23 protein-coding genes, 3 pseudogenes and 1 riboswitch are annotated in these 26,910 nt (G+C 39.3%); of the genes and pseudogenes, 8 read left to right on the top strand and 18 right to left on the bottom strand.

Annotated features, from left to right (window positions below):
* Position 1 precedes the first annotated feature (1 nt).
* Both NSS70_RS07675 and NSS70_RS07670 read right to left on the bottom strand, forming a co-directional pair.
* Positions 2–1,063: a FecCD family ABC transporter permease gene (locus NSS70_RS07675; protein WP_339194959.1), complete on the bottom strand. Its 1,062-nt coding sequence runs from the start codon at positions 1,061–1,063 to the stop codon at positions 2–4.
* A complete protein-coding gene (locus NSS70_RS07670) occupies positions 1,026–2,000 on the bottom strand; it encodes an ABC transporter substrate-binding protein (RefSeq protein WP_339195713.1) in 975 nt (324 codons plus the stop codon). Before NSS70_RS07670 ends, NSS70_RS07675 begins: the two co-directional genes overlap by 38 nt.
* A 104-nt stretch (positions 2,001–2,104) precedes the next feature.
* Positions 2,105–2,285: riboswitch (cobalamin riboswitch) on the bottom strand.
* Positions 2,286–2,490: 205 nt separating this feature from the next.
* Here NSS70_RS07670 and NSS70_RS07665 point away from each other — a divergent pair.
* Entirely contained in the window at positions 2,491–3,936 is a 1,446-nt protein-coding gene (locus NSS70_RS07665) for an N-acetylmuramoyl-L-alanine amidase (protein ID WP_339199520.1), read from the top strand.
* An 82-nt stretch (positions 3,937–4,018) separates the two neighbouring features.
* Here the strand turns inward: NSS70_RS07665 and NSS70_RS07660 are convergent, their stop codons facing one another.
* On the bottom strand, positions 4,019–4,177 hold the full coding sequence (locus NSS70_RS07660; RefSeq protein WP_339199517.1) for a DUF1540 domain-containing protein: 159 nt from the start codon (positions 4,175–4,177) through the stop codon (positions 4,019–4,021).
* A 344-nt stretch (positions 4,178–4,521) separates the two neighbouring features.
* Positions 4,522–4,902: pseudogene (locus NSS70_RS07655) on the bottom strand (cell wall hydrolase); the annotation flags it as partial.
* Between the two features lie 104 nt (positions 4,903–5,006).
* On the opposite strand from NSS70_RS07655, the gene NSS70_RS07650 reads away from it, so the two are divergent.
* Positions 5,007–5,699, top strand: coding sequence for a transposase family protein (locus NSS70_RS07650; RefSeq protein WP_340881214.1), 693 nt, complete (start codon positions 5,007–5,009; stop codon positions 5,697–5,699).
* A 92-nt stretch (positions 5,700–5,791) separates the two neighbouring features.
* Here NSS70_RS07650 and NSS70_RS07645 read toward each other — a convergent pair.
* Positions 5,792–6,354 (bottom strand): annotated as a pseudogene (locus tag NSS70_RS07645) (FAD-dependent oxidoreductase).
* Positions 6,355–6,586: 232 nt separating this feature from the next.
* Between NSS70_RS07645 and splB the strand changes: the two are divergent.
* On the top strand, positions 6,587–7,603 hold the full coding sequence (gene splB, locus NSS70_RS07640) for a spore photoproduct lyase (protein ID WP_339199512.1): 1,017 nt from the start codon (positions 6,587–6,589) through the stop codon (positions 7,601–7,603).
* Positions 7,604–7,738: 135 nt separating this feature from the next.
* Positions 7,739–8,101 (top strand): DUF4183 domain-containing protein, encoded by a 363-nt coding sequence (locus tag NSS70_RS07635; RefSeq protein WP_340881210.1) that lies wholly within the window; start codon positions 7,739–7,741, stop codon positions 8,099–8,101.
* A 74-nt stretch (positions 8,102–8,175) separates the two neighbouring features.
* Here NSS70_RS07635 and NSS70_RS07630 read toward each other — a convergent pair whose 3' ends face one another.
* Both NSS70_RS07630 and NSS70_RS07625 read right to left on the bottom strand, forming a co-directional pair.
* Positions 8,176–8,559: a DUF4183 domain-containing protein gene (locus tag NSS70_RS07630; RefSeq protein WP_340881209.1), complete on the bottom strand. Its 384-nt coding sequence runs from the start codon at positions 8,557–8,559 to the stop codon at positions 8,176–8,178.
* Between the two features lie 892 nt (positions 8,560–9,451).
* Positions 9,452–10,015 (bottom strand): FAD-dependent oxidoreductase, encoded by a 564-nt coding sequence (locus tag NSS70_RS07625; protein WP_339199508.1) that lies wholly within the window; start codon positions 10,013–10,015, stop codon positions 9,452–9,454.
* Between the two features lie 996 nt (positions 10,016–11,011).
* Here NSS70_RS07625 and NSS70_RS07620 point away from each other — a divergent pair.
* Complete coding sequence (locus tag NSS70_RS07620; RefSeq protein WP_117017210.1) at positions 11,012–12,403, top strand: polysaccharide deacetylase family protein; 1,392 nt, start codon at positions 11,012–11,014, stop codon at positions 12,401–12,403.
* A gap of 704 nt (positions 12,404–13,107) precedes the next feature.
* On the opposite strand, the gene NSS70_RS07615 is transcribed toward NSS70_RS07620, so the two are convergent.
* A complete protein-coding gene (locus tag NSS70_RS07615) occupies positions 13,108–13,524 on the bottom strand; it encodes a universal stress protein (RefSeq protein WP_063389413.1) in 417 nt (138 codons plus the stop codon).
* A 170-nt stretch (positions 13,525–13,694) separates the two neighbouring features.
* On the opposite strand from NSS70_RS07615, the gene NSS70_RS07610 reads away from it, so the two are divergent.
* Positions 13,695–14,252 carry a DUF420 domain-containing protein gene (locus NSS70_RS07610; RefSeq protein WP_063389414.1) on the top strand — a complete coding sequence of 186 codons (558 nt, stop codon included), beginning with the start codon at positions 13,695–13,697 and terminating at the stop codon, positions 14,250–14,252.
* Between the two features lie 59 nt (positions 14,253–14,311).
* Here the strand turns inward: NSS70_RS07610 and NSS70_RS07605 are convergent, their stop codons facing one another.
* The 3 genes from NSS70_RS07605 to dat form a co-directional block, all read right to left on the bottom strand.
* On the bottom strand, positions 14,312–15,136 hold the full coding sequence (locus tag NSS70_RS07605) for an alpha/beta hydrolase (RefSeq protein WP_340881206.1): 825 nt from the start codon (positions 15,134–15,136) through the stop codon (positions 14,312–14,314).
* Between the two features lie 111 nt (positions 15,137–15,247).
* Positions 15,248–16,174 (bottom strand): dipeptidase, encoded by a 927-nt coding sequence (locus NSS70_RS07600; RefSeq protein ID WP_066251054.1) that lies wholly within the window; start codon positions 16,172–16,174, stop codon positions 15,248–15,250.
* A 78-nt stretch (positions 16,175–16,252) separates the two neighbouring features.
* On the bottom strand, positions 16,253–17,092 hold the full coding sequence (gene dat / locus NSS70_RS07595; RefSeq protein ID WP_339229249.1) for a D-amino-acid transaminase: 840 nt from the start codon (positions 17,090–17,092) through the stop codon (positions 16,253–16,255).
* A 147-nt stretch (positions 17,093–17,239) separates the two neighbouring features.
* On the opposite strand from dat, the gene NSS70_RS07590 reads away from it, so the two are divergent.
* Positions 17,240–17,656, top strand: coding sequence for a DUF4395 domain-containing protein (locus NSS70_RS07590; RefSeq protein ID WP_063389418.1), 417 nt, complete (start codon positions 17,240–17,242; stop codon positions 17,654–17,656).
* A 63-nt stretch (positions 17,657–17,719) separates the two neighbouring features.
* Here NSS70_RS07590 and NSS70_RS07585 read toward each other — a convergent pair whose 3' ends face one another.
* Genes NSS70_RS07585 through NSS70_RS07570 form a run of 4 tightly spaced genes read right to left on the bottom strand, consistent with a single transcriptional unit; the run spans position 17,720 to position 21,458 of the window.
* A complete protein-coding gene (locus NSS70_RS07585) occupies positions 17,720–18,226 on the bottom strand; it encodes an RNA polymerase sigma factor (protein ID WP_339199485.1) in 507 nt (168 codons plus the stop codon).
* Positions 18,227–18,243: 17 nt separating this feature from the next.
* The gene (locus NSS70_RS07580) at positions 18,244–20,202 is read right to left on the bottom strand and encodes a DUF6449 domain-containing protein (protein WP_340881203.1); all 1,959 of its coding nucleotides are present in this window, start codon (positions 20,200–20,202) and stop codon (positions 18,244–18,246) included.
* Positions 20,177–21,076 carry an ABC transporter ATP-binding protein gene (locus NSS70_RS07575; RefSeq protein ID WP_340881202.1) on the bottom strand — a complete coding sequence of 300 codons (900 nt, stop codon included), beginning with the start codon at positions 21,074–21,076 and terminating at the stop codon, positions 20,177–20,179. The genes NSS70_RS07580 and NSS70_RS07575 overlap by 26 nt, the downstream gene beginning before the upstream one ends.
* A complete protein-coding gene (locus tag NSS70_RS07570; protein ID WP_063389422.1) occupies positions 21,069–21,458 on the bottom strand; it encodes a GntR family transcriptional regulator in 390 nt (129 codons plus the stop codon). The genes NSS70_RS07575 and NSS70_RS07570 overlap by 8 nt, the downstream gene beginning before the upstream one ends.
* An 803-nt stretch (positions 21,459–22,261) precedes the next feature.
* Between NSS70_RS07570 and NSS70_RS07565 the strand changes: the two are divergent.
* Positions 22,262–22,477: pseudogene (locus tag NSS70_RS07565) on the top strand (hypothetical protein); the annotation flags it as partial.
* 450 nt (positions 22,478–22,927) lie between these two features.
* Here the strand turns inward: NSS70_RS07565 and NSS70_RS07560 are convergent.
* From NSS70_RS07560 to NSS70_RS07550, 3 genes are all read right to left on the bottom strand, one after another.
* Positions 22,928–24,706 (bottom strand): adenine deaminase C-terminal domain-containing protein, encoded by a 1,779-nt coding sequence (locus NSS70_RS07560; RefSeq protein WP_340806795.1) that lies wholly within the window; start codon positions 24,704–24,706, stop codon positions 22,928–22,930.
* 143 nt (positions 24,707–24,849) lie between these two features.
* On the bottom strand, positions 24,850–26,418 hold the full coding sequence (locus NSS70_RS07555) for a long-chain-fatty-acid--CoA ligase (RefSeq protein WP_339211263.1): 1,569 nt from the start codon (positions 26,416–26,418) through the stop codon (positions 24,850–24,852).
* Between the two features lie 35 nt (positions 26,419–26,453).
* On the bottom strand, positions 26,454–26,903 hold the full coding sequence (locus NSS70_RS07550) for an acyl-CoA thioesterase (protein WP_063389426.1): 450 nt from the start codon (positions 26,901–26,903) through the stop codon (positions 26,454–26,456).
* Positions 26,904–26,910: the final 7 nt, after the last annotated feature.

Raw genomic sequence — 26,910 nt, 5'->3', positions numbered from 1 at the left:
GTTACCCTCTTCTTTCCATTCTTTGTTTCATTAAAATAAAGGCAAAGCTGGGAGCGCCGATTAAAGCCGTGATCACACCGATCGGAAGTTCTGTCGGCGACACGATCGTTCTTGAAACGAGATCCGCCAAAATTAAAAAAGCGGCGCCAAAAATGGCGGACAGAGGGAGAAGATGGCGATAATCACTTCCCCAAAGCAGCCTGTTTACATGCGGGATGACAAGACCGACAAACCCAATCGTTCCGCTGATGGCAACGGCCGCACCGGCTAAACAAGAGGATGATGCTAAAATAAACAGCTTTCTCCTTTTTACATGGACCCCAAGCTGCTTCGCCTTCTCTTCGCCAAAGGACAGAGCGTTTAATTCTGTTCCGTTTACAAAAATCAAAATGGACCCGATTAAAAAAAACGGCAAAAGCATCAATACGTATCCCCAGCCGCGCATCGCAACGCTTCCTAACAACCAGTTGACAATTTGTCGCAATTCTTCGCCTGTCAGGGCAATCATTAATGAAATGAAAGCACTTAAAAAGGAACTTAAAATAATTCCGGTCAGCACAATCGTTTCAATCCTCATCGTTTTTTCAATGAAATTGGCGAACAAAATCACAGCCAAAATCGTTAAAAAACCCGTAAAAATGCTGACAACCGGCAAAGTGAATGAGCCGAAAAAAGGAATTTGAATGCCGAAAAAAAGAACAAGTACAGCACCTAAAGAAGAACCTGATGAAACACCGAGCGTATAAGGATCTGCCAAAGGGTTTTGCAAAAGCCCTTGATAACAAGCCCCCGCCATTGCAAGCGAGGCTCCGACAAGTCCGGCTAAAACGACACGAGGAAGTCGAATATCAAGCACAATGCTTTTCATGCTTTCATCAATGTCCGGCGCCAAACCGGTATAGAACAGTTGATTGAAAATTATTTGGAAAATATCCTTAAACGTGATGTGAAACGTTCCGATAGAAATTCCTAAAAAGACGGAAAAAATAAGAAAACAAGCGGTCGCCGTATAGGCGACCACATGTTTATTTTTTGTAGACATCCGGATAAATTGCTTTCGCAAGTTCTTCTACTCCTTCAACCAATCTTGGGCCTGGGCGGCTCACCAAGTCGGAATGCACATCGTAAACCCGTTTATTTTTCACCGCTGATACATTTTCCCATCCTTTGCGTGCCAACACCTGGTCAACAGCTTTATCGACGTAATAGCCGTATGTCGTCACAATGACGTCTGGGTTCAGTTTTACAACGGCTTCTTCCGTCATTTGCGGCCAGCCTTCTTGATCGCCCGCTGCATTTTTTGCTCCAATGATCGTTAGCATTTCATCCATAAACGTTCCTTTTCCCGTCGTATAGATTTGTGGTGCGGGATTCACTTCGACAAAAACAGACACTTTTTGATCATCCGGAATCGTTTTTCCTTTTTCTTGAATATCCGCCAGTTTCGTTTTCATCTCAGCCACAATATCTTCGGCTTTGTCACTTGTCCCTGTAATTTTGCCGATTGTTTGGATGGAGTCATACACTTTATCAAATGATTGGGCATCTTCGACTACAAAAACATTTATTCCCGCATCTTTCAGCTGCTTCAGCCCTTCCTGCGAGTTATGGGCGCTGGAAGCATGCGCTAAAACAAGATCCGGTTTTAAAGAAATAATTTTTTCAACATTAAATTCCATCCCGCCAACCTTTTCTTTGTTTTGAACATCTTCCGGATAGTTGTCATTATCACTTACACCGACAATTTGTTCACCCAACCCTAAAGCATAGGCAATTTCAGTATTGCTTGGAATTAGCGAAACAATCCGCTCCGGTTTTTCGCTTACCGTCACCTCATTTCCTAAACCGTCCTTGACCTTCACCGGAAATTGTGAAGCCGTCTCTTCCGTCTTTTGATTGCTTTTGTTTTCAGACGGCTCTGATGTATTTTGTTGGCCGCATCCAGCCGCAATTCCAAATAGAAGTAATAAGGCTAAAAATAGTGCAGATAATTTTTTCATCATTTTCCTCCTCCAATAAAAAACATCTTCTTGAATTCGATAAGAAGATGTCTGAAAACGTACATATGTATTGTTTTCAAACACCTCCCTATCCGCGTAGGGTTTTAGGTGTGCTCAAACAGGCAGGTCTCCTGGCTCATGGTCATCGCTTCCTGGACCTTCCCGTTGAAACAGTGGTTTTCCCAGGTTGCTCCCATTCACAGTGGCGGGACCGCGTTGGATTTTCACCAAACTTCCCTTTTAAGCTGGCAGCTATGTGCCGGCACCTGTTTGCTTTTCGGTATAATGTTATGACGAAATGTATTATACATGATTTGATTGAATTCTGGTAGGAAGAAAATGAAAAAAATCGACAAATTGACCTAAATGTTTTGGATTTCGATACAGTTTTCGCTAAAAATAAAATTTTTTTGAACTTCCTTTCCATTACTTGAATAAAATATTTGTAGACAAGCGAATTGGATGTTTGAAAACGAAGGAGGATATTGCAGTGACAACCGTTCTTTTAGACCCTGGCCACGGAGGAAGCGATCCCGGCGCAACCTATAGAAATTATGAGGAAGAAGATTTTACGTTGACTATTGCCCTCTTGGCAAGACAACATTTACTTGAACATTACCAAGTCAACGTTCTCATGACGCGCACAGACGATCGAACAGTCGGTTTGTCAGAAAGATCATCCATGGCTAACCGAGAGAATGTTGATTTTTTCTGTTCCATTCATATTAATGCCGGCGGAGGAACAGGTTTTGAAAGCTATGTTTATAACGGAGGGGCCTCTCCAAGAACGATCCAATACCGGTCCGTCATCCATGATCAAATTATGAGCGTTATCGGTCCGAAATATAGCGTAAAGGATCGGGGCAAAAAAAGCGCCAATTTTCACGTGTTAAGAGAAACAAAAATGCCTGCGGTTCTTTTGGAAACATTGTTTATTGACCATTCGAATGACATCAAACTTTTAACATCGTCTGACTTTATGAGCGACTATGCAGCAAGCTTAGCCGATGGAATCGGAAAAGCGCTTAATTTGCCCAAAAAGTCGACACGCACCACCCCAACTCCGCAGCCATCGCCAGCTGCAGGCAGCAGGATGTACAAAGTCATTGCCGGTTCCTTTAAAAACCGAGAAAATGCAGAAAAGCTGATAAATGAACTGAAAGGAAAAAATGTTGATAGTTTCCTTTCCGCTGCGATGGTGGACGGAACAAGTTATTTCCGCGTTCAAACAGGGGCATTTAAAAATTTGCAAAATGCAAAAGACCAGTTGGCAAGGCTTGTTCAATTAGGATACAAGGATGCATTTATATTAACTCCTGCAGAACAAGGAACGGCACAATCAGGCCAAAAGACAGATTCATCTCGTTCATCAACACTTCAACCGAAAACCCCTTCTCCCGATTCAAGGGATATCCCTATTTTAGGAGAAACGCTCGTATCGGGAACAATCTTGGATTTATATGTAGGAAAAACAAATCCTAGCGCACCTCAGCTGGGCGATTTGTATGAACAATTAAGCAAATCCTACGGAATTCGCGGCGACATCGCATTTGCACAAGCAATTCATGAAACGAACTATTTCCGTTTTACGGGAGTAGTCAATCGCAATCAAAACAATTTTGCCGGAATCGGAGCTACCGGTCCAAATGTTACAGGAGCAAGCTTTTCTACTCCGAGAGAAGGGGTTCTGGCCCATCTTCAACATTTATATGCATACGCCACAACGAAGCCTCTTCCAGCCGGGTTCCCCCTTGTCGATCCCAGATTTATTTATGTGGAACGAGGTTCTGCCCCGACCTGGAAAGATTTAAATGGGAAGTGGGCCGTTCCCGGCAGCCGTTACGGAGAAATGATTTTATCCATTTACCTATCCATTTTGCAGTTTGCAATTCAACAATTGAACGCTGCTCAATCAGCCATAAGCAAACAAATATAATCTGAATTCCAAAAAGATGTTGTATAAAAATGAAAAGATTATCAAAAATACAAAGAGAGCCAACTTCCGGCTCTCTATTTTATTAAAATGTTTCTGGTTCAAACGTCTTGCAATCAGTTTCCTTTTGATTTTTTGCCGTTTTTCCTGAATGACTTACGACATAAATGGCATCAGCTGCACATTTATTCCCTTCCGCCCAATATTTGCAGTTATTTACCTCACACAAAACGTCCTGCGCCATGTTTGTCACCTCCCAGTTATATATTTTCCTTTGGAAAGTGATTTGATACTTGTTGGTTGTGAAATGTCCATGGCAATATTTCGAACCGCAAAGACAATCGTTTTTGCATGTTTTGTTGGCTGTTTAATGAATTCATGATTATCATGTCATTTTAAGCCAAAATTCGATTTATTTTGTCGATGGACAAGCAAGGTGATCTGCTCCATACCAAAAGGTGCCTCAGAAAAAGAAAATGCAAACATTTGTAACGCCTCAGTCCTCCATTCGCCATGCAATTTCATTCATCCGCAACATTCATTTAGTGATTTGGAATGACAAAAGCCGCCATTTGCGGCGGCTTTCTTTTATTTTGCAAAAATGTGATTACCGATCACAGTCGTTATTGACTTGGAGCGCACCCATTGATCATCAGTTTTTTCAGGGTTGTAAAAATAAAGGGATCCTCTTCCCAACCCTTGGAAAGCCAAGGCCTCATGAACGGCCTTTTTAGATTCTTTACTGGCCGGCTTGTAAATTTCCCCGTTTTGCACAGTTGTAAATTGTCCGGGTTGATAAATAACCTCTGTAATTGTGTCCGGATAGAGGCTGCTTTCCACTCTGTTCAACACAACCGTAGCAACAGCAACTTTTCCTTTATAAGGCTCCCCTTTCGCTTCCGCTTCTACTAATCTTGCCAGAAAATCTTTTTCCTGTTCAGTGATGGTCTCTGGAATAATTAATTTTTCAGATTCATCACCACATTTTGTGATTTAACCCAAAAAATAAGGAAAACACTCACGAATTCCTGGCAATAATGTTAGCGTGACTTAACATAACAGGAGGTTCTAAAGTGTTTTCCGTATCACTAGATTTGCCAGAATTTGAAGTTGTTAAACAAGTGTTTCTTGAAGATTGCAGTTTGTTACATGTTGAGAAAAATACTACAGAAGAACGCTGTTCTTACTGCGGTTTTTTTTCTAGTCATGCCCATGACTGGCGGACAAGAAAGGTTCGTGACTTGTCCGTATTAGGTAAGCCCCTTTTCTTATTTGTCAGAGTGTATAGATACCGTTGTCACAACTGTAATGAGGGATTTTCACAAACATTTGAATGTATCCGTCCTAATAAGCATCAGACCAATCGGTACAGAGAATATCTGTACGAAATGTGCATTGGCTCTACTATCCAAGAAGTGAGTCGAAAGGAAAAAATACCTTATACAACTGTTGAAAGAATATTTTATTCCGTTGCTAAAGAAAAAGAGAAGGAGCATTTAGAAACTCTTGAAAGTGTTTTAGAAAACAATGAATTAATCCTTAGCCTTGATGAGATCGCTGTCCGAAAGGGTCACCGATATGAAACAGTTCTTATGGATACCCAAACCGGGAGTGTGCTTGGTATGGAACATCAACGGAATGGCAGTTGTGTCGCCTCCGCTTTTGCTGCAAGCATTCGGGCTCCCTTTCCAGTACACAATTGCCTTATTTTTGCTGCTTTCCTTCGCTGGTTGGCTGTTGTATCCATTTGTTTGTTCTTTTGTTGAGAAAGAAGAATCGCTTTGGTAGGTAAGTTCGCTTTTGCAATGAAATAAAAAAGGACAAAGTCGCTTGATGCCTTGTCCTCATTCCTTTTTATTCATTTTTCCAAAACATCATGGTCGACGTAACGCTCGCCGTTCAGCTCACTAATAACATTGATCGCAACTTTGAAGCCGTCGCCGTCAGTGATGATCGTATGAACGCTGACACCTGCAACTGTACCCGCAGCCCAAATTCCGTCAACGTTTGTCTTCCCTAGTGCATCGACATCAAATATTGTTTTAATGCGGGGTTCAGTCCCGTCTTTTGTCTTTAGCCCGACTTTGTCAGCTAAATCAGTCAGTACTCCTGTAGCTAATATGACGTGTTTCGTTTCATAGGATCCTTTTTCCGTCTTGAATACAAGCTCTTCCGCTTGTTTTTCAATTGTCTCCACATTTTCTGCCACAATCTCCGCACCGAATTTTTCCGCTTGTTTTTTCCCTGTTTCAATTAAATCAGGTCCAGAAATTTCCATAACCCATAATGGTTTTCAATCCAAGCTCGTTTCGTCACGGATTTATCGTTGTCCAACACAAGCGTTTTTTTACCGGCTTTTGCCGTGAACAAAGCGGCGCTTGCACCCGCAGGACCAGCCCCGACAATGACTACATCATACATGTTGCAATTCCCCCTTTTAGGATAACTATTGTATTTCCATCGTAAGCGTAATTAAAACGAATTGTAAAGATCTTCATCTGCCTTTTCCTTGCAGGGGAACCGCTTTTGTATGAATCGCCCTCTCAACATTTTATTATTTCCGCAAGCAGTTTGAAAAGAGGACGGGATAAAATCTCGTGAAAATCAGTAAAACGGAAGGAATATCGGCATAATAACATAGAGGTGATTGATCATGAAGCCGTTTATTCCACAACTCGTATACATTGAACCAAGAGCCCTTGAATACCCGCTTGGAGTGGAATGGAAAGAAAAATTCGAAAAAATGGGAATCGACATTCGCTATACAACTTCCCACAATCAAGTGCGTAATATCCCCGGAGAAACACCTCTCCAGAAATACCGCAATGCGAAGTCGACTTTAGTCATCGGGGTTCGAAAAACATTGAAATTTGATACGAGCAAGCCTTCTGCCGAATACGCCATTCCACTGGCAACCGGGTGCATGGGGCATTGCCATTACTGCTATTTGCAAACAACGTTAGGAAGCAAACCCTACATTCGCGTTTATGTAAATTTAGAGGAAATTTTTCAGCAAGCTAAACAGTATATAGAAGAGAGAGTTCCAGAAATAACCAGATTTGAAGCTTCGTGTACGTCTGATATCGTCGGGATAGATCATTTAACACATTCACTCAAAAAAGCGATCGAATTTATTGGAGAAACAAAGCTGGGGAGATTGCGGTTTACAACGAAATATCATTACGTAGACCATTTATTGGATGCCAAACATAACGGCAACACCCGCTTCCGATTCAGCATCAACAGCGATTGGGTCATTCGTCATCTGGAGCCGGGAACATCAAGATTGGATGAAAGAATCAGCGCCGCTTTGAAAGTCGCAAAAGCAGGATATCCTATCGGTTTTGTTGTTGCTCCGCTATATCGGCATGATGGATGGAAAGAAGGATATAGAAAATTATTCAAAAAACTGGGTGACGTAATCGAAGACGATAACTTAACATTTGAATTGATTCAACACCGATTCACGAAACCTGCCAAAAAAGTTATCGAAGCAAGGTATCCAAAAACGAAACTGGAAATGGATGAGAAAAAAAGAAAATACAAGTGGGGGCGGTATGGAATTGGCAAATATGTTTATCAAACAGAAGAGGAAAGGGAGCTGAAAGAGATGATGGAACAATATATTCACTATTATTTTCCTAACGCCATCATCGAATACTTTACGTAAAACTGTAAGGAATACAAACCTTTTTTAAATCGACGGTCAGAAATGGTTAATTCAACAAAAACATTTTCTTTTGCTAGCTCACCTTTTCTTGAACGAACATATGATAAAACAAACAGTTTACGAGGTGATACAAATATGAAGGAAAATCACACAATCGATGTTCCCGTTTTATATGATTGGGTCCGTTCCGCCTCCCGCCTCCACATGAACGTTCGGCTTCATATGAAACAAAAGCCTTTAAAAGCTGAAACATTTTACTATTATGCTTTAGCTGATGGAAAAAAGACCGTTTATACGGACGCCGATCAAATCAAAGAATTTACGAATAAAGGGATTTTGGATCCTAAAGATGTATCCTATATCCGGCTTTTCATTAACGGTGTCTTGCAGCCGCCGAAAATTTATGAAGTGAAAAAAGGAATGTTGATATTGAAATCAAGCGATGTCCCGCAAAAGGGTGTTCCTATTATTTTAGAATTTATTTCCATCTATTTATAATTGAGGAAATAGGTATTCCTGCATGGGAGAAAAAAATCAGGATCCGAAAGAAGACTTTTCGGATCCTGATTTTGTTAAGCTGACACAACAGTTGTCGATTGAGGTGAATAATTGACTACTTCCAGCACAATTGGCGTGTCTGCTAAAATTGAATCTCCACCTGCAGGCACATTGATTGAAAGCGAGCCGACCGTCGTTGCTCCCGGCGTATACGTACTTAGTCCGCCCATTTGAAGCACTCCGTTGACATAAACATTATAATAACTGTTGTCCGCTGATAATGCAGGCAATTCTGTAACAGCTGAACCATCATCTTGAAAAAAGTCGGCTGCATCAATGGTGAGCATACTTCCCGGAGCAGTCTCTGCAGTCGTGACGTAGAAAAATCTTTGATCTTGAGGAACGACATTCGTTGTTGTGGACGCAGTGACAACCAATTTCATTAATTGCAGAGGCAATCAAATCCCTCCCTTCATGCGATCTATTTCATCATATGTAAAAATGCGGCGGAAGCTATAGACAAATGCACAAAACCTATGTATAGCTGATTTCCTATTTTTTAAGCGGTCCAATGGAAAATTCAAACGCTTTTTAATGAATTGCTCTTGCTTCAGCGAATGGCAATGGTGATCATAAAGCGACAAAAGATTTTATTTGCAGATTCGTCAAAACTTTGTCACTTTTTCCGAACTTTTCTTCATATAAAATAAAACGCCAGGAGATTCTCCCGTGACAAAATCATGTCCATCAACATAGATATCCTCTCCACGTGAACGAATTCTTCTATTTGTGCCATTTTCTGCTCCCCCCTCTTGAAGTCCCCCGTGGGACTCACCACTTCCTCCTTCAAGTAAGTCCTGTCGGATTGTCTGCTTCCACACAGAAGATGAACGCCTAGTGTTTCGTTCTCCCTAATTGTTCAGTCCTTCCTCTTTCGTCTCGAGTTCGAAAGAGTACTATGACCTCTGCTGACTTCTGACTGTTCAGCTATCGATTACTCGATAGGTTACCAAGGTTACTTGGCGTGCCAGCCAGACCTCCCCGGGTAAGAGTGTAATCTTTCCTTCCATCTATCTGCTTCATGTACTCTGTATCACCTTCGGCAGAAAGCACTTCGTTTTGTTGTGCAAACTCACCCAGTGATACCTAGCCTCATATGAAGTTCGTGTTCCGAGAGACCCAAAGTTTGCCGCTCGCTTCCTTCAGATTCCGCGTCACCACGGACACCCTTGCGTTAGGCTAACCACTACTTCTGCCTTCGTGGCTCGGGACTTTCACCCTAGAGATTACACCCATGCCGGGCGCACATAAAAAAAGACAAGACAAATGAATGTCCTGTCTTTTTTGAAGTTAATTTTTCAATAAATCATGATCGACGTACCGTTCGCCATTCAGCTCGCTGATGACATTGATGGCCACTTTTGCACCGTCACCGGCGGTAATAATTGTATGTACGCTTACGCCAGCAGCTGTACCTGCTGCCCAAATTCCGTCAATATTTGTTTTTCCATTTGAATCCACATCGAATATTGTTTTGATGCGAGGCTCTGTTCCGTCTTTTGTTTTTAATCCGATTTTCTCGGCTAAATCCGTCAATACTCCTGTCGCCAAAATAACATGCTTCGCTTCATACGAACCGCCATCGGTTTTGACGATAAGTCCATCCTGTTTTGTTTCAACTGTTTCCACTTGCTCGTTTTTTATTTCTGCCCCAAACTTTTCAGCTTGCTTTTTCCCAATATCAATTAAATCAGGACCTGTAATTTCCAAAACACCATAGTGGTTTTCGATCCATGCCCTTTTCGTCATTGACTTATCGTGATCTAAAACTAATGTTTTCTTTCCAGCCTTCGCTGTAAACAGTGCAGCACTTGCCCCTGCAGGACCGGCACCAACAATAATCACATCGTACATCTTAACTCCTCCTTTGCCAAAAATGTTTATAATTTCATTGTAAACGCAATCGAAAACAAATGTAAAGAAACTTGCTTACCAATTCTGAAAATTAAAAAATCCATATATGATCTCCCTTCTCCAGCTGAATATAAAACCTTTGTAGGCTGGAGATCCCGAAGTAAAACCGCTTATTCCCCTGTTGATCTATTTTAAGCATACAGTAAAAAACGCTATTAAAATTCGCTATGCGGCTTCCGACAACCCAATGTGCAATGTTCCACAAAACTGCTACATAAGTTCGCCGGAGTAAGAAAAACATTAAAGTCAGTATATGACACTCCTTTGGCGATTGGCATTACAAACGAAACTTAGTCATAATCCATATTATGCAAATTCAGGTGAATTTTTTTAGCAGACTGAACCATATATTAAAGAAAGAGCGTCTAAATATATTAGTTTGAAACTTTAATGGAATAAATCATCATTTACTTGAAAAAAATAGGGAAGCTTTCGTTTAACAACAAAAAATTTATTTATGAAATGAACATTACAACGGCTCTGATAGCAGCAACTCGACCATTCAACATCTTGAATATTTGATAAATATTTTACGCATTCTCTCGGCTTCTTTATTCACCGCTAGATCGTCACGAAACAGGTTGAGATAAAGGTTTCGAACGACAACTAACATTTACACTAGATCCATACCTCTTTACGAAGCTTTCAAAAAAGATTGGTGAAGCGCATATCCAAACCGAAGCAATGAATGAAATGACAAGAAGATAAAGAATCATCAAGTATATGAATCAAGCTCAAGAAAACGGACTGAAACAATATATTTATGATGATATTTCGAATTTCATAAGGATCGCAGAAATGTATGGATATAAAAGCCAATTTTAAAAAAATTTATTAAAAATGGAAAACGGCTTTGACATCTTTTCATCCTGATAGTACTCTATATTCGTTGACATTTTACATACGGCATTTATTTAAAGAAGGCAGTGAACATTAGTGAAATCGTTTGTATGGAAAATAAGCGGCATCGTTTTCATTTCGATCATTTTCATTTTTTTAATGTCTTTTTATTACAAAACATTAAGGGTACAGTCTGTCCCAGCAAATGGAAGCAAACAAATAGAAAAATCGCAATATGATGGAGTTGACTTAATTTCAGATATTGAGGATAAAAAAGAATTCCATTCCGCCATACACTATCCGAGATTTCAAAGCAGCAAACTGAATGCATCCATCCAGTCTTATGTCAAAGAAGAGAAAAGACGGTTTCACGAACAAATTCAATCCCAAAAATGGCGCTTGTTTAAAGATCCGTCGAATTTTTCTCTGACTTTTCGCCTCTATCCGGTCACAGACAGCGTCTATTCTTTTGTTTTTACTTCGGAAAGCCATTCAGATGGGGAAAAAGAAAGTAAAGACTTTAAAATCTTCATAGTCGATTTGGCAGCAGAACGTTTTATAAACAGCCAAGACATTCTAGAAATCGATGAAAAAACAAAAGAAAAGCTGCATGTTCAATTGACGGACCAGTTTCTTCAATCAAAAAAATATAAAAAAAGCTTTAGCAAAAAGAAGCTTAACAAGTGGCTCAATCACCCATATAACGATTTTTCCAATATTTATTTGACAAACAAATTCATTGTTTTCAAGTTTCATAGCAATGAAGTAACAGAAGGTGCTGAAAGTCCTGAAATTTCCATTCCTTTGACGAAAGGAAAAGAGTTATTGACAGAGGAGTGGCGGAAGCGATTACGGATGGAAGAAAACAAACCAAAAAAAGCAGAACCATTGCCGAAAAAACCTCCCATCCAAAAAGACGAGCCGATCAAAAGCAAAAAAATAGTTGCTCTAACATTTGATGACGGACCTCACCCAAAATATACAACAGAAATTTTGGATTTATTAAAATCGTATCATGCAAAAGCCACTTTTTTTGTGATTGGTCAAAGAGTTAATTTTTATCCTAATATTGTAAAAAGAATAGGTTCGGAAGGACATGAAATTTGCAACCACAGCTTTAGCCATAAAGATTTTACAACTTTAAAAAAAGAGAAAATACTTGAAGAAATAAATATGACCGATCAAGAAATTTTCAAGGCATCGGGCTTAAAAGCGAATTGCGTCCGCCCTCCATATGGGGCTGTTAATCAAAAGGTCAGATCAGCTATTGAAAAGCCTATCATTCTATGGACTGTAGATACATTAGATTGGAAAACGGATGACCCAAAAAAAGTACTTAAAATCGTTCAAGCCAAGACAAAAAACGGTTCCATCATTTTAATGCACGATATTCATTCATCCACAGTAGAGGCATTGAAGCTAATCTTGCCATATTTAAAACAACAAGGTTATGAGTTTGTAACTGTATCAGAGATATCAAAAAAATGAAATCCTCGTCACATGCAGTTGGCGACCGAAATATTAAATGCATACAATGCCTATTCTTATAGTGTTGAATGCGATCCGCTTCCCAAATCTATGGAAACGTTCAACAGAAATTTTGAAAGCTGAAACGTTTGATGCCTATTTTAATGAAAAAAATGATCTGTCCTGCTAAAGAAGCTTTGCAGTGGAAATGTGTGAAAAGGAAAAGGGATTTTAAAGCGATTCCCATAAAAAGATGTTCCAGTATTTTAACGTTTGTACTCATTTTTGACCATAAAAGCAGGGATCCAAAAAGGTCAGCATTTTGGGTCCCTTTCTTTTGTCAAGTCGTAACAGCTGGTGCCGATTGATGTACACAATAGAGCAATTGATTTGCTTTTCCTTGCAGAAAGTTGATTGCTTATAAACCAGACGTCGCTGCTCTACGTTTTTCATTTAATGCACAAATACGTTTATATTGCTGTTATTCATGGGCAGTGCATGCCGCAAACCGCCTTTCTTGCCACAGCAATTGTAAAGTATTCCCAAAACAGCTTCTGCTGTAATTTAAGGCATATTGTTATTCTCTGCAGTGCCCATCCCCTCTTCATTTCATCCTATCCAGTAATGATCAAAAGCTTTGAACAATTTCTCCCTTTCACTTTATAGCAAACAAAAAAAGCCCATTTTAGCTCGTATGTAAACTAAAATGGACAAATTTCTTATTTTTATTTAATGATTAAGACTGGACAGTGAGCCTCTTGAGCTACTTTTCGGCTGACGCTTCCCAACAACGTTGCTTTAAGCGCGCCTTTCCCTGCACTCCCCATTACAATGATGGAATAGTCATGTTCTTTTGCATAATCCGTAATAATTGTTGCTGGCTCTCCTTGGAAAATATGTGTTTCATGCGGGACGTTGCTTTCAGTAAGGAATTCAATCGCTGGTTTTAAAATCGCTTCGTTCTCTTCATCAATTAATTTGGAAATATCAACAAAATAATACTGCTCTGTAAATCTTAAATTATTGACATGCAAAATCGTGATTTTTTCAGACCCAACTGTTTTGGCAAGTTTTACAGCATGCTCAAGCGCGCGTGTAGAATGGGCAGATCCATCCATAGGAACTAATATTTTTTTGTACATCCTCATCCCCTCCAAAAGAACTATTTTTTCTTTATTTCCATTTTATCAAAATTTTTCTAGAATTTAAGTAGAGATTTGTCAAAATTTCGATTTTCACCACTTTGTCACTTTTAAATCCATTTTAAAATGATAAAATATACAATGAGAAAATTTATGTTAGGAGGAAAAAAATGGACTCCATTCAAAACTATGAACAGCCTCACAACAAAAAAAATTACACCGGCATTGTTGTGACACTCTCAGTTATTATAAATGCCGTTATTTTACTGTTATTTTTCTCTCCACTCGGATATCGAGGCGAAGTCCATTTTGATTTGACGATTTTCCCAAGACTTAATGCGATTTTTAACAGCTTTACGTTCGTCTTTCTGCTCGCTGCTCTTTATGCAATTAAAAAGAAAAATATCAAAGTACACCGGAACTTTATCATCGCAGCGTTTACAACGACCACCTTATTTTGTATTTCTTATTTAACCTATCATTTTTTGCAATCTGAACCGACCCGTTATGGCGGTGAAGGATTTATGAAAACATTTTATTTATTTATTCTTACTTCCCATAGTATATTAGCAGCCGTCATTGTTCCGCTTGCATTGTTTGCCTTTTTCTGGGGAATGTCAAGACAGGTAGAAAAACACCGGAAAATTGTTCGCTGGGCGATGCCGATTTGGCTATACGTCTCATTTACTGGTGTTCTTGTATACATCTTGATTTCTCCTTATTATTAAAAAAAGAAGGTTGACCGAGCTGTCCGGTCAACCTTCTTTTTCGTTTAGAAACTCTTTCATTAAATAATCTTTTTTTTTCGATCATCGTTTAACTTTCTTTGCCGTTCAAGCCATTCTCCTGTTTGTTGAAACAATTCGGTTGAATGACAAATAGACGAAAATGTATGGTTTCCGCCGATAATGAGTGATTTTTCAACGCTGTTAGCCCTTTTTTTGAAGCTTTTTTCATACAGGCAAGCATAAGAAGGAGAAATGACTTCATCTTCTGTTCCGTGGGCAACGAATACGTCACCTGTAAACGATTTAGCCTCTTGTAAAGGTGTGTACTGTTCAAGCGAGCGGAAAAATGTTTTCGTTAAGGAATAGCCTTCATAATCAACATATTGGCTTGATTCTGCTTCTTCTAAACCTTCCTTTCCAACTATGGCCGCTATATCTTCAAATGGCCGACCGACCGCTCCCCAAATCGCCAAATTTTTCACGCGGTCATCCCGTACAGCTGTGAGTGTCGCCACTGCTCCTCCTAAACTATGGCCAAGCAAATATAATTCATGTTTGTCAATGAAAGGAAGCTTTTCAACAAAATCGATAACATGAATCGTTTGTTCAATAAAGCGGTCGAGGCCATAAGTTCCGTAAATACCGCTGCTTTCGCCGCAGCCTTCGTAATCAAACCGCAAAACGGCAAAGCCGAGCGAAGCAAAATGGTTGGCTGCTTTGACGAACAATCGGTTGACACCTATTCGGCTTCCTACAAAACCGTGACAAATAACAACAACCGGAAATTTTTCGTTTTTAGATGGAGCGTTCGGTATATGCAATGTGGCAGCTAACGATGCCTGTTGGCTCGGAATATAGTACATTTTTTCCATAAAATTAACCACCTTTAATCGTTCGTTTTTTTTATTATAATGTTTATAATTCCGATAAGTCAAGTATGTTTTTGGGGATTTAAACTCAAAAAAAAAAGCAATCTTAACAGTTTGCTTTTGCACCTATTTCGGTAAATGATTGAGAAAATTTTGATACGCAAATCCTTTCACTTCGTCCTCATTATAATATTTCAGCAGTTCATTGATCAAGTTTTGTGTTTTTGCCGCATCTTCCAATCCTATTACTTTTTGCTCAATTCCGTCAAAATCAGAGCCAAGTCCGATTTGTTTCACTCCACCTAGCATGCAAAAATGGTCGATATGTTTGATTACATCTTTGATTGCTGCCTGATCATTAGTTGTTAAAAATTGGGGGGCGTACACGATGTGAATGGTACCGCCTTTTTGAAACATTGCCCTTGCCTGTTCATCGGTTAAATTGCGCTGATGATCACATAAGGCGCGGGCGTTTGAATGGGTCGCAATCGGATAATCCGCAAGCTCGATTACATCCCAAAACGCACGCTCGCATAAATGGGAGACATCAGTGAAAACTCGATGCTCATTGTTTGCTTTTATGATTTCCTTTCCAAATGCTGTTACACCAGCGCCTCGTTCTTCAAGTGCTCCATCAGCTGCCAGATTGGCATAATTCCATGTCAATCCAACCGATCGAACTCCCAGCTGATAAAGAAGTCGAAGTTTGTAGAGATCTCCTCCAATCGCATCAACACCTTCGAGAGTCAGCATCGCCCCAATTTCATGTTCCTCAAGCTTATAAAAATCAGACCAATCCTTTATTTGCTTCATTTCCGGATTGTTTCCAAGCACTTCTGTAAAAAACAGATCGATTTGTTCAAGCGCCGCTTGGAATTTGTATTCAGTTTTTATTTTTTGATCGATAAAGACGGCAAAGCATTGAACCTTAATTTTACCTTTGATCAATCTTTGTTTATTCGTATCCAAATACGAGGCGTTAGCAAACTTCAGCTTTCCTTTAGCATTCGCCAGCTTCATCAGCGCATCACAATGAAGATCAATAATATTCATGTTTTCCCCCTGTTTTTTATGATAAAAAAAAGCCTGGCAGGAAAGATTTCTTGCAGGCTTATACGATCAATAGGCTCGTTATTCGTTTGCGATGTTTTCTTGGAATTTTTGATAAAGTGTTGTCGCGATCTCACCCGGTTTTCCCGTGCCAATTTTTTGCCCGTCTATGGTTACGATTGGTAAAATTTCAGAAGTTGTGCTCGTAATGAAGACTTCATCGCTTTCAAGTACATCCTCTTTCGTAAACTTTTCTTCTACTAATGTTAAACCTTCTGTTTCAATGATCGATTTTACCGCCATTCTTGTAATTCCTGACAATATATGCTTTGATAGCGGCGTCGTATAAATTGTTCCGTTTTTGACGATGAATACGTTGGAGCTCGATCCTTCCGTCACATATTCATCACGGACTAAAATCGCTTCATAGCTTCCTTTTTCATGGGCGGTTTGTTTAGCTAAAATATTCGGCAATAAGTTAAGCGATTTAATATAGCAATTGGCCCACCGCTCATCGTCATGGAATATAGCAGATACGCCGTTCTCCCGCAAATGATGGGGCAATTGCTTTGCAGGTCTTACGGTCATCGTTGTTGAAACAGAAACATCTGGAAACAAATGATTTCGAACGGCCACTCCGCGCGTAATTTGCAAATAGACGTCGCAATCTGTTAATGCTGATTTTTCAATTGCTTCTTTTATCAGCTGTTCATATTGCTCCAATGTTTGATCGAGTTTTAATTTAATCGCTTCAGCACTTGTCTGTAACCGCTCTAAATGCTCGCGCAGCATAAACGGCTTTTTGTTATAAACGCGGATCACCTCATACACTCCGTCTCCAAACTGGTGTCCTCTTTCATCAATCGGGATCACCGGTTCATTGAGGTCAACAAAGCGACCATTTACATAACCGATTGACATTTTCATATCCCCCTAATTTCCATAATATCTACCAACCATTGTAACATAATTATATGAATGGAGGCTTGATCAAAATCAAAAAAGATGCAATGCCTGCACATTTATGATATAAATATCATAAAACATATATGGAAAGGTGGGATTTCCATGGACGGCATCCCTCGTCCTCTAGTTAGAACGAATCAATGGACAATTGTTTTGTCTGTTTTGATCACTTGGATCACAAACGAGCCGCTTTTTCTTCTTATTCCGCTTATTGCTGGTTTGATTGGACTTATTTTTGGCGTCAATCCGATTATGGCGGCCGCTAAAACGTTTTTGCGAAAACCGCATTCGTCCTATCATTTAGAAGATAGATCTGATCAGCAATTCAATCAAATCATTGCCTGCACTTGCTTGCTGCTAGCATTTATCGGATTTTCTTTTCATATTGATGTTTTAGGATATATTTTTTCGATTTTAGTTTTTTCAGCGGCTTTCATTGCGATTTTAGGATTTTGCATCGGCTGCTTTATCCGGTTCCAATGGAAACAGTATCAATATCGAAAAGCGAAAAATTCATAAGCTTCTCCCCTGATTTTAAAAATCTGGGAAAAGACGTAAAAAAGGGGCAAGAGCACCCGAACTTTACATCGCATCTTTCAGCGACACTTTCAGCGTGCGTCTTGCCCTGTGAAGCCTAGTTTTAACTGTTCCTTTCGAAAGCTTTAGCTGTTGAGCTAGTTCCTGTTCTTTTAAATCATAATACAATTTCAATTCTAAAATTTCACGGTATTTCGGTTTTAGTTTCCGAATTTCTTGAGAAATGGTCTCTTTCAGCCATTCATATTCTGCTGTTTGTTCCACATTGCCCCCTTGACTGATCAATAATTCGTCTAGGGGGCACGGCGTTTTCTGTTCCTTCCGAAGAAAATCAATCGCAGTTCTCGCTGCTACTGTACTGAGCCAACCAGAGATTTTTTCCATATCCTCAATTTGTTCAGCCTTTTGATAAAATTTCAAAAATGTTTCCTGCAATACGTCTTCTGCCAAATGTACATCTTTCGTTATGGAAAAAGCAATCCGGTACACTTTTTTATAAAACATACAATAGATGTCTTGAAAGCTCTCTTGAGCGGATATTATATCATTCATAATTCTCCAATCCTTTTTTATTTTTTTGCCTGTTTCTTGATCGATTCAGCTATTTCTGGATGAACAAAGCTGCCAACCTCATAATTTCCATTTTTATAAACAATGAACATAATATTTTTTCCTGAAGTCGATTCTGTTTCATCTTGCAAGCATTGCTCAATCAACTGTTTATCTACAATTTTGACCGTTTGCGGATCTTGTTCAATTTCTTTCAGCATATTTTTATAATCCAAATCGTGATTGATGTTATTCTCCGTTATGAGTACATATTGGACATCATCAGCTGTCACTCTTGCGTTTTTAACCGTTCCGTTATTCTTCATCCACTCATCGAACTCTTTAAAGCTTTTTTTCCATGGAATGAATAATTGCTTATTATTTTTTAAAGTGATTTCAATTTCTCCCCAGTCTTTTCTTTCATCGATCATATCTTCATATGTAAGATTCGCGATGTCATTTTTTAATGCTTTTAATGCTTTTGCAAGTTGATCAGAATTATTGGCAATATCCACTTTTTCAACATAGTAGTTTGAATAGTTAGAATGAAATACTATTTGTTCAACATCTTGATCGTTTATGTCAAAAACTTCATAGTTTGCTTTTTTATATTCCTTCGATTCATAAATCTCCTTCAAATATCGTTCGAACGATTTCCGATCAACTTCATATTGGCGGATCGATTTGCTTCCATTTTTTAAATAATAGACGATAAACAACGATTCAGGTTCGGAAACATCTTTGGATCTATTTTCGGCAACGATTTCTGTATGCAGCTTTTGAATTGCTTCGATTATTTCCGGTTCCTGGTAGATAAACTTTTTAATCATCTCGTCCTCGTAATACCAATAATTGCTGAAAAATACCGATTGTATTTCTGCAACTCTCGGAACCTTTTTCTCATATCCTCCCGCACCAGAACCGGTCAAAATGAATACAAGTATCACTGTAATAGAATAAATAAACAATCCTTTGAAATTAGGCTTGATTCGCCACGTCTGCTGCAAGATCATTTCAGCTATAAAATAACCGATGAGTGTACCAACTACATATCCGGTACAAATCCATAATAAGCTTCCGCTATAGTCAATAATGCCAAAATACATCCCACCGAGCAGCATCGTACAAAAAGTGGCGCCATATTTAAAAACTGGTTTAAGCTTCCAGTAAATAACGGCTTGTGACACATATTCGACTGGCCGCCGTGTGTACAGAAGCAAGGAAATACAGCAAAACAAGGCTGCTAGCAATAAATAAACGGCGATTTCCCACCAAGAGAAAGGCTGGAATTCGAGAGAAATCAGCCTCGTAAGCGGTGAAAAAAATTCGATCCAAAGATTATTATTCAAATAATAGCCGCTCGGAAATCCAAACAAAATGTATTGCAAATTGTACACTATAAGTTGATAAACCCCGAAAGGAAACAATAAAATAATCAATGTCAATACAGCTTGAATCGTGCTAATTCCTGTCAGCATGGCAGAGAAGGTGCCGATAGAAAACAATAATAACGTATATGCTAAATAAGTACAAAACCATCTAACAAGGTTCAAATCACGAAAATAACTCGACAAATCAAACACCTGTATTAAAACGGCCAATATTAGAGAAGTAATCATGACAGGTACGATTAAAAACACAACACCCGTCAGCCAATGATGCCAAAAAAGCATTTTCCGATTTATCGGAAGACTATGAAGAAAATCGCTGGATTGCTTTACATGCAGGAACCGAAACAAAAAAATGGACATAAGCACAGGTATCACGATTAACATGAGTAATTGAAGTTCTTGTGCAATGGAAAACAAACTTTCATATATGTTCTCTTCATTATAATTCTCTCTCCCGGAAAACAACACCGCAATTTCCATCGGTACTGATAGAATTAGACCGATCAAAAACGTAAGTCCTACCCAACCGACAGAACGGAAATTTTGAATTAACAGCTCTTTTTTAAATAAGGATGTTTTCGATTGCATATCCTTTTTCCCCCATTTCATAAATAAAAATTTCCTCCAATGTAAGCGGGAGCAAATCGAATAAAAGAGGCTTAAAGCTTTTTATATAGCTGGAAAATTCATCAGCATTTCCTTTTACAATGAATAAATGCACGCTGCCTCTTTGTTCCTGATAGACAATTTGAAGCTGCTGCAGCATTTCCGAAGGAACGCTTCCTTGAAAGGCAATTTGCACTTTGTGTATATTCGACTTTAGGTCATCCAAATTCCGTTTTATTAGCAGTTCACCTTTATGCAAAATGCCGATATGGTCGCTTATATCCTCTACTTCCTGCAAGTTGTGGGAAGAGACGATCACAGTCATTTCTCTCACTGCCACATCTTGGATGATTATATTTTTCATTTTTTTCCTCATGACCGGATCTAAACCGTCAAACGGCTCGTCTAAAATGAGCAGTTCAGGCATTGCGGAAAAAGCGAGCCAAAATGCCACTTGACGCTGAACTCCTTTTGACAGGCGATAAATTTTTTGCTTAAGATCTAGATCAAATACATCCTGCAATGTTTGAAATCGTTCTCTGCTGAAGGATGGATATATGTTTTCATAAAAATTCGCCATCTGTTTGATCGTATAATGAGGGAAAAAATAAGGAATATCTGTAAGGAATATGAATCTTTGCTTAATGTCTTCATTTTCAAATACAGGTTTTTTATCAATTAAAATGTCTCCCCTATCTTGTTTATACAAACCTGCGATCAGCTTCAACAGCGTCGTTTTTCCAGCGCCGTTTGAACCTAGAAGCCCGAAGATGGATCCTTTTTCAATTTGTAAATCGATGTTAGATAACACAGTCGCATTTTGAAATGTTTTATATACCTTTTTGACTTCAATCATCTCTTTTTCCCCCTTGATGATCTTTGATAATTTCCTCCATGATCTGCAGGAGCTCATCAGATTGCATCCCTAAAAATAATGCTTGTTGTGCTAATTTTTGCAAATTTTCTTTAACCATTTTCAGCTCTTCCTGATTAGATGCCTCAATCTTCTCCGAAACAAAATTTCCTTTTCCCTGAATCGAGTAAATATATCCGATCCTCTCCAGCTCACGGTAAGCTTTTTGAATTGTATTTGGATTCACCGTCAATTGCTGTGCAAGCACTCTGACGGAGGGAAGTTGTTCTCCCCCTTTCAGCACTCCGCTTACAATCATCTCTTTTATTTGATCGACAAGCTGTTCATAGATCGGTTTTCGGCTTCGAAAATCTATATCAAGCATTTTCCCGCAGCCCCCACATCTGTATTAACTGTATTATAATTCTTAATACAGATAAATCATACTTTATTATGAAAAAAATGACAATACTTTCTGGAAAAATTTTTTTGCGTCAAAAAGGCACAGCTTTTTACGCTGTGAAAGACAGTTGTCCTTTTTCAAAGTTTGATTTATATGATTGTGCTATTTAAAACAGTGAGTACATCTCTTCTAAACTATTTTCTGTCTGTTTGTAACTGGCAGATGTTCAAAACTTTTATTTGTTCGCCAACCAATGGACAGACGATGAGAAGCACCGCCTTCAACCGAAAAATTGGATTATAGTTTTCAAGCTTTTCCCAGGAAATTTTTTCTTTTGAAACGAACCGTAAGATAATGATGAACTGAGTTTTCCGCATCTGCTATTTTTTAAACGATTCTTCCTGCCGATTTTCAAATGTTGGAACAAACGATAAGTACATCTTTTCCAAACTGTACCGACATTCCCAGAATGTTTCTTGTCCATTTTCGTCCATCCAGCCTGCTTCCCGATTGATTAAAGTGCACCAGAAAAGGAGTTTACTATATAAAAAAACAAATAGTAGGAGATTCAGCATGTATTTATCCTTGTTGCTCTCAAATGAGGCTTCAACAATGTGAAACCCGAAAAAAACATATTAAGATTTGTAGAAGTGGAGAAAAGGTCGTGACAGCCTAAAGAACGATAGGTTCGCATTGAAATAACTGGCCTACTTCACGGACCTTATAAGAATCAGGTTTAATATGTTGAATCCATGAGATCGTGGATAAGAAAAAGGAATCGTTAACGCCAACGACGCATTGGAAACAATCATTTTGTAGAATATTACGACAAATTAAAAACGCAACCTTATAACAAATGTCATAAAGTTGCGTCCATCGCTTGTGTGAATAAGTTATTGAAGTGTCTCTTCCATCTTAATACACACATTTTAACGTACAATTACGAAATCGCATCAGCAACTTCGCAATTGTTCAGGAAAAATATAACATATTTGATCTAGTGAAAAAAACAAAAATCGTTAGATCTATTAGGCATGCGTAAATTTATTTAGGAGGAAGGGGTACCACTGCCTCCTAAATAAATCCACTGAAACAAATAGTTACGAAAAACTCTTGACTAATTGTAAGAAGGGGCTCTCCGTTGAGTTCCTAAAATGAAGGATTTTGGAGAAATACTGCTGTGAAGGACAAAAATAATCGAATAAAATTTGTAAATGGCCTTCATAGAGGCAATGAGGTCCAACAAGAAGCAATTGTATATGCTGAAAAACTTTTGAAGATCCGAATTCAGAAAGTGAGCATAAGAAAAGTCCTTCATAAGACTTCTGAAGGATAGATTGGAAAAATGGCCTGTCCGATAAGTTCCTAAAAAAGGGGCTCCAAAAAGTCAGTTAACCCTGACTTTTTGGACTGCCCCCTGAAGGAAACGGCTCAGCTCTCTTTTTCTAGTTTTACTTCGCGATTTGATCTTTTATTGGTTCCGCTTTAAGCAGCATTTCATTTTTCTTAACATCATACAAACCAAATGGAATAAGACGAAGACCGGGCAAGAAATCACAAGTTAAAAACAATAGCGTATATAAAATGTCATGGAATGGGAATCCTCTTTGCTGCACGGCTGCTAACAGCTCATCATGATATCGAACAGCTTGATCAAATGATGAATCGTCCGTCATCATGCCGGTAAATGGAAGAGGTATTTCAACCACAATGTCCTCGCCATCAACAATGACGATTCCTCCTCCTAGTTCATGCACTCTTTTAGCCGCCTGGGCCATCGCTTTTGGATTTCTTCCGATCACAAGCAATTCTGTTGTAGTATTGTAAGTTGACGCCATCCCATCTAGATGAACGGCAAATCGTTCTAATATCGCTTTCGACACCCACTTTCCGTTCCGGTCAATTAACGACGCATACAATAAGCCTTCTTCACCGGAAATATCTGCGAATCCCCCTGCTTCTGGAAGCTTAACATCTTTTCGCTGCGTAATGACATTGCTTTTAAAATAAGCGACCGGAACAGTTTGTTCAGTACTTGAATATGGGTAACGGTACAAGTTTAAATCGTCCAAAAGTTGCTTCGAAAACGCAAATGGCTCCCGGACAACATATTGATTCCAATTTAGTTTCGGTGTTGACACAAGTAAATTTCCTTGCTCGGCTACGACTTCACCTCTTGAAATGACGACATCCGGCCGAAAATATTTCAAATCTGGAAGAAGTAAAATGTCTGCCAATTTTCCTGGAGCAATCCCGCCGATATAATCATCTAAGCGCAAATAAACGGCTGCATTGATCGTAGCCATTTGCAACGCGTTTATGACCGGCACTCCTAATTCTACAGCTCTTCTGATCAATCCATCGACAAAGCCTTCTTTTTCGATAAACCCAGGGTGCGGACCGTCGGTTGTCATCGTAATTCGATGTGTACTGACTTTCCCTTCTGTAATCATTTTTATAACTTCAGGGAAATCAGGGCGAAGCGAGCTGTTGCGTAAAGTCGTCCACATTCCCAACCGCAGCCTGTCCAGCGCCTCTTTTGCCGTTATTGCTTCATGACAAGCGCTGACTCCGCTCGCAGCAATGGAAATCAATTTTTCATATGAACAGCCTGCTGTATGACCGTCCACGACTTTCCCTTTCTGTTTTGCCACTTCAATTGTATCAAGCAAAAAGGAATCAGCCTGATATAAAAGCGGCCATCTTGTGACCTCCGCTGTTCCGACAACTTCTTCTAATTCTAAAAGCTCTTGCACATCCTTTTGATTAAACCATTCCCTTTCTCCTTTGAAATCCGCTTGCGAGACAAGCCGGACAAGCCAAAGAAAATTGCCCGGAAGGTCTTTCAAGTCTTTGACCATTTTTTTAAATCCAGCAGCTCCCATATGCAAATAAAAAAACAAATTGTCATTTACCGTTGTCGTTGTTCCAAGGGGAAGAACTTTCCTAGTCATACTAACAGGATTGTAGATGACCCACGGATGTGCATGCGGTTCAATAAAACCTGGTGAAACATACATCCCTTCTGCATCAATAATTTTTGTATGTTCATCGGAAAGGACATCCCGTTCGCCGACATATGCAATGGAGTCTTGATAAACAGCGACATTTTGCTTCAACAATTCTCCTGAATAGACGTTGATCACCGTACCATTTTTGATAATTAAATCTGCGGGCCTCCGTCCTTGAGCCACTTCAATTAATTCCGATCTTGACGCTTTTTGTCTCAACAGTTTCACTCCTACTCTTTTAAAAAATGTTATGAAGAAGCCGTAGGTCATCAATCGGATGTCAAATTTTCCAGAAGGTTGATTAACTTTATGATGAAGGAAGATCAAACATATGTCTACCGTTTGATCTTCCTTGCATGAAATTATCGCAATTCTGTTTGCAAATCTTCTTTTAATTTTTGCTGAAGTTCTACTTTTTTAATTTTTCCGCTCGGCGTCATCGGCAGCTCATCGACAAAAACAACTTTATCCGGTATTTTGTAGTCAGCAATTTTTCCTTTTAAATAATTTTTCATCGATTCTTCCGTTTCCAAAGCTCCGTCTTTTAATTTTACCGCCGCACATGAAATCTCTCCTAAAACAGTGTCAGGCAGCCCGATAATGGCTACTTCTACTACATTCGGATGCTTATAAAGAATTTCTTCAATTTCTCGAGGATAAATGTTGTAGCCGCCGCGGATGATCATTTCCTTCTTCCGTCCAACGATGCGGACATAACCTTGTTCATCAAGCGTCACTAAGTCACCTGTATAAAGCCAGCCATCTTGATCAATGGCTTCTTTCGTTTTTTCAGGCATGTTAAAGTAGCCTTTCATGACATTTAACCCGCGCACAGCAAGTTCGCCAATTTCTCCAGTCGGTAAAGTTTGGCGATTCACATCAACAACTTTAATTTCAACTCCTGGAATCGTTCTGCCGACCGTTTCTGAACGAATGATGTCACTGTCTGTAAAGCTTGTAATTGTCACAACTGGAGATGTTTCCGTTTGACCATAGGAAATAGTTATATTGCATCCCATCTCATTTCTAATTTTTTTCACGACTTCGACAGGGCATGGTGCTGCCGCAATAATACCTGTTCTTAACGAAGATAAGTCATAGGATTTGAATTGAGGGTGATTTAATTCCAATATAAACATTGTCGGAACTCCATGGTGTATCGTAATCTTTTCTTGTTCAATCATTTTTAATACAGCTTCCGCTTTAAATTGCTCCATAAACACCATTTTGGCACAGGCAGTCACAGCTGCCAGTATGCTTGGAACCATGCCAAACACGTGAAAGACAGGAACGACCACTAAAAATACGTCATTTTCGTCGCATTGAAGCGCCTCCACTGTACATGCGGCATTATGGACAAAATTTAAATGCGTGAGCATGGCACCTTTCGGAAGTCCTGTTGTTCCTGAAGTATATAAAATGGAAAACACATCTTCTTTCGGATCGATGGACACTTCCGGCGGCAGCTTCGACTGTCCTATTTTCAGCAAATCTTCAAAGGAATGGTGACCATCTTCTTGAAACCGCACCGTAAACACCATTTCCAAAGCGCTTTCATTACTTTCCATTAAAGATTTTACCGTATGGAAATGGCCATGCTCTTCTACCACAAAAATTGCTTTTGCACCAGAATTGGCCACTATATAAGACAATTCTTCAACACGATATCGCGTATTGCATGGAACTAATATGGCGCCTATTTTTGCAATTGCAAAATATATGGCAAGAAACTCATGCCAGTTCGGCAGGCATGCAATGATGCGGTCTCCTTTCCCTATACCGAGCTGGTGGAAAGCGGAGGCGATGGAATCGGACATTTGTTTGATATCTTTGTAAGTTAAACGTTTATAGCCATCGTAAATGAATTCTTTATCAGGATAGCGCTTATATGCTTTTTCAAACACATCATGAATGGATACGTTAAGATCCACGCTACTCTCCTCCATTACATTTTTTCAATGTTCATTTATGCGCTGAGCCATGGATTGATCTGAGCCTGTTCACCAAACCCGTCTTCTTGAAGCAATTTTTTCACCTCTTCAGGTATGGGCACTGCAAATTTTTTTCCGTTTTCTTCTTTCACCCACCCCCTGAGCTCATATCCGTGCCCGGTTCTTGTATCTTCACGATATACTTCATGCTTCAGTTTTATTGTTTTCCGGTTCACTTCCATTACTTCTGTTTTAATAGTGATAATGTCGTCATAATATAACGGCTGCTCAAACGTACAGCGGACATCAAGCAGCGGAAGAATGATGCTGTATTCTTTGATGAGTTTAGCCGGAGCAAGGCCGATACTTCTAAAAAATTGATGCCCTGCAATATCAAACCATTTAAAATAATTCGGATAGTATACAATGCCGGCTGCATCCGTATCTCCAAAGTTCACCCTGAGCTGAAATTCGTTTCTTTTCAAATGTACG

The organism is Aeribacillus sp. FSL K6-2848 (assembly GCF_038004325.1).
GTDB lineage: Bacteria > Bacillota > Bacilli > Bacillales > Aeribacillaceae > Aeribacillus > Aeribacillus composti.
This window is presented reverse-complemented; position numbering and strand designations above follow the sequence as displayed.

Bases quoted from the DNA above. Each gene is read 5' to 3' on its own strand.
- NSS70_RS07670 (WP_339195713.1), bottom strand. From the start codon at position 2,000: ATGAAAAAATTATCTGCACTATTTTTAGCCTTATTACTTCTATTTGGA.
- NSS70_RS07660 (WP_339199517.1), bottom strand. From the start codon at position 4,177: ATGGCGCAGGACGTTTTGTGTGAGGTAAATAACTGCAAATATTGGGCG.
- splB (WP_339199512.1), top strand. From the start codon at position 6,587: ATGAAGCCGTTTATTCCACAACTCGTATACATTGAACCAAGAGCCCTT.
- NSS70_RS07635 (WP_340881210.1), top strand. From the start codon at position 7,739: ATGAAGGAAAATCACACAATCGATGTTCCCGTTTTATATGATTGGGTC.
- NSS70_RS07625 (WP_339199508.1), bottom strand. From the start codon at position 10,015: ATGTACGATGTGATTATTGTTGGTGCCGGTCCTGCAGGGGCAAGTGCT.
- NSS70_RS07615 (WP_063389413.1), bottom strand. From the start codon at position 13,524: ATGTACAAAAAAATATTAGTTCCTATGGATGGATCTGCCCATTCTACA.
- NSS70_RS07610 (WP_063389414.1), top strand. From the start codon at position 13,695: ATGGACTCCATTCAAAACTATGAACAGCCTCACAACAAAAAAAATTAC.
- NSS70_RS07600 (WP_066251054.1), bottom strand. From the start codon at position 16,174: ATGAATATTATTGATCTTCATTGTGATGCGCTGATGAAGCTGGCGAAT.
- dat (WP_339229249.1), bottom strand. From the start codon at position 17,092: ATGTCAATCGGTTATGTAAATGGTCGCTTTGTTGACCTCAATGAACCG.
- NSS70_RS07590 (WP_063389418.1), top strand. From the start codon at position 17,240: ATGGACGGCATCCCTCGTCCTCTAGTTAGAACGAATCAATGGACAATT.
- NSS70_RS07585 (WP_339199485.1), bottom strand. From the start codon at position 18,226: ATGAATGATATAATATCCGCTCAAGAGAGCTTTCAAGACATCTATTGT.
- NSS70_RS07580 (WP_340881203.1), bottom strand. From the start codon at position 20,202: ATGCAATCGAAAACATCCTTATTTAAAAAAGAGCTGTTAATTCAAAAT.
- NSS70_RS07575 (WP_340881202.1), bottom strand. From the start codon at position 21,076: ATGATTGAAGTCAAAAAGGTATATAAAACATTTCAAAATGCGACTGTG.
- NSS70_RS07570 (WP_063389422.1), bottom strand. From the start codon at position 21,458: ATGCTTGATATAGATTTTCGAAGCCGAAAACCGATCTATGAACAGCTT.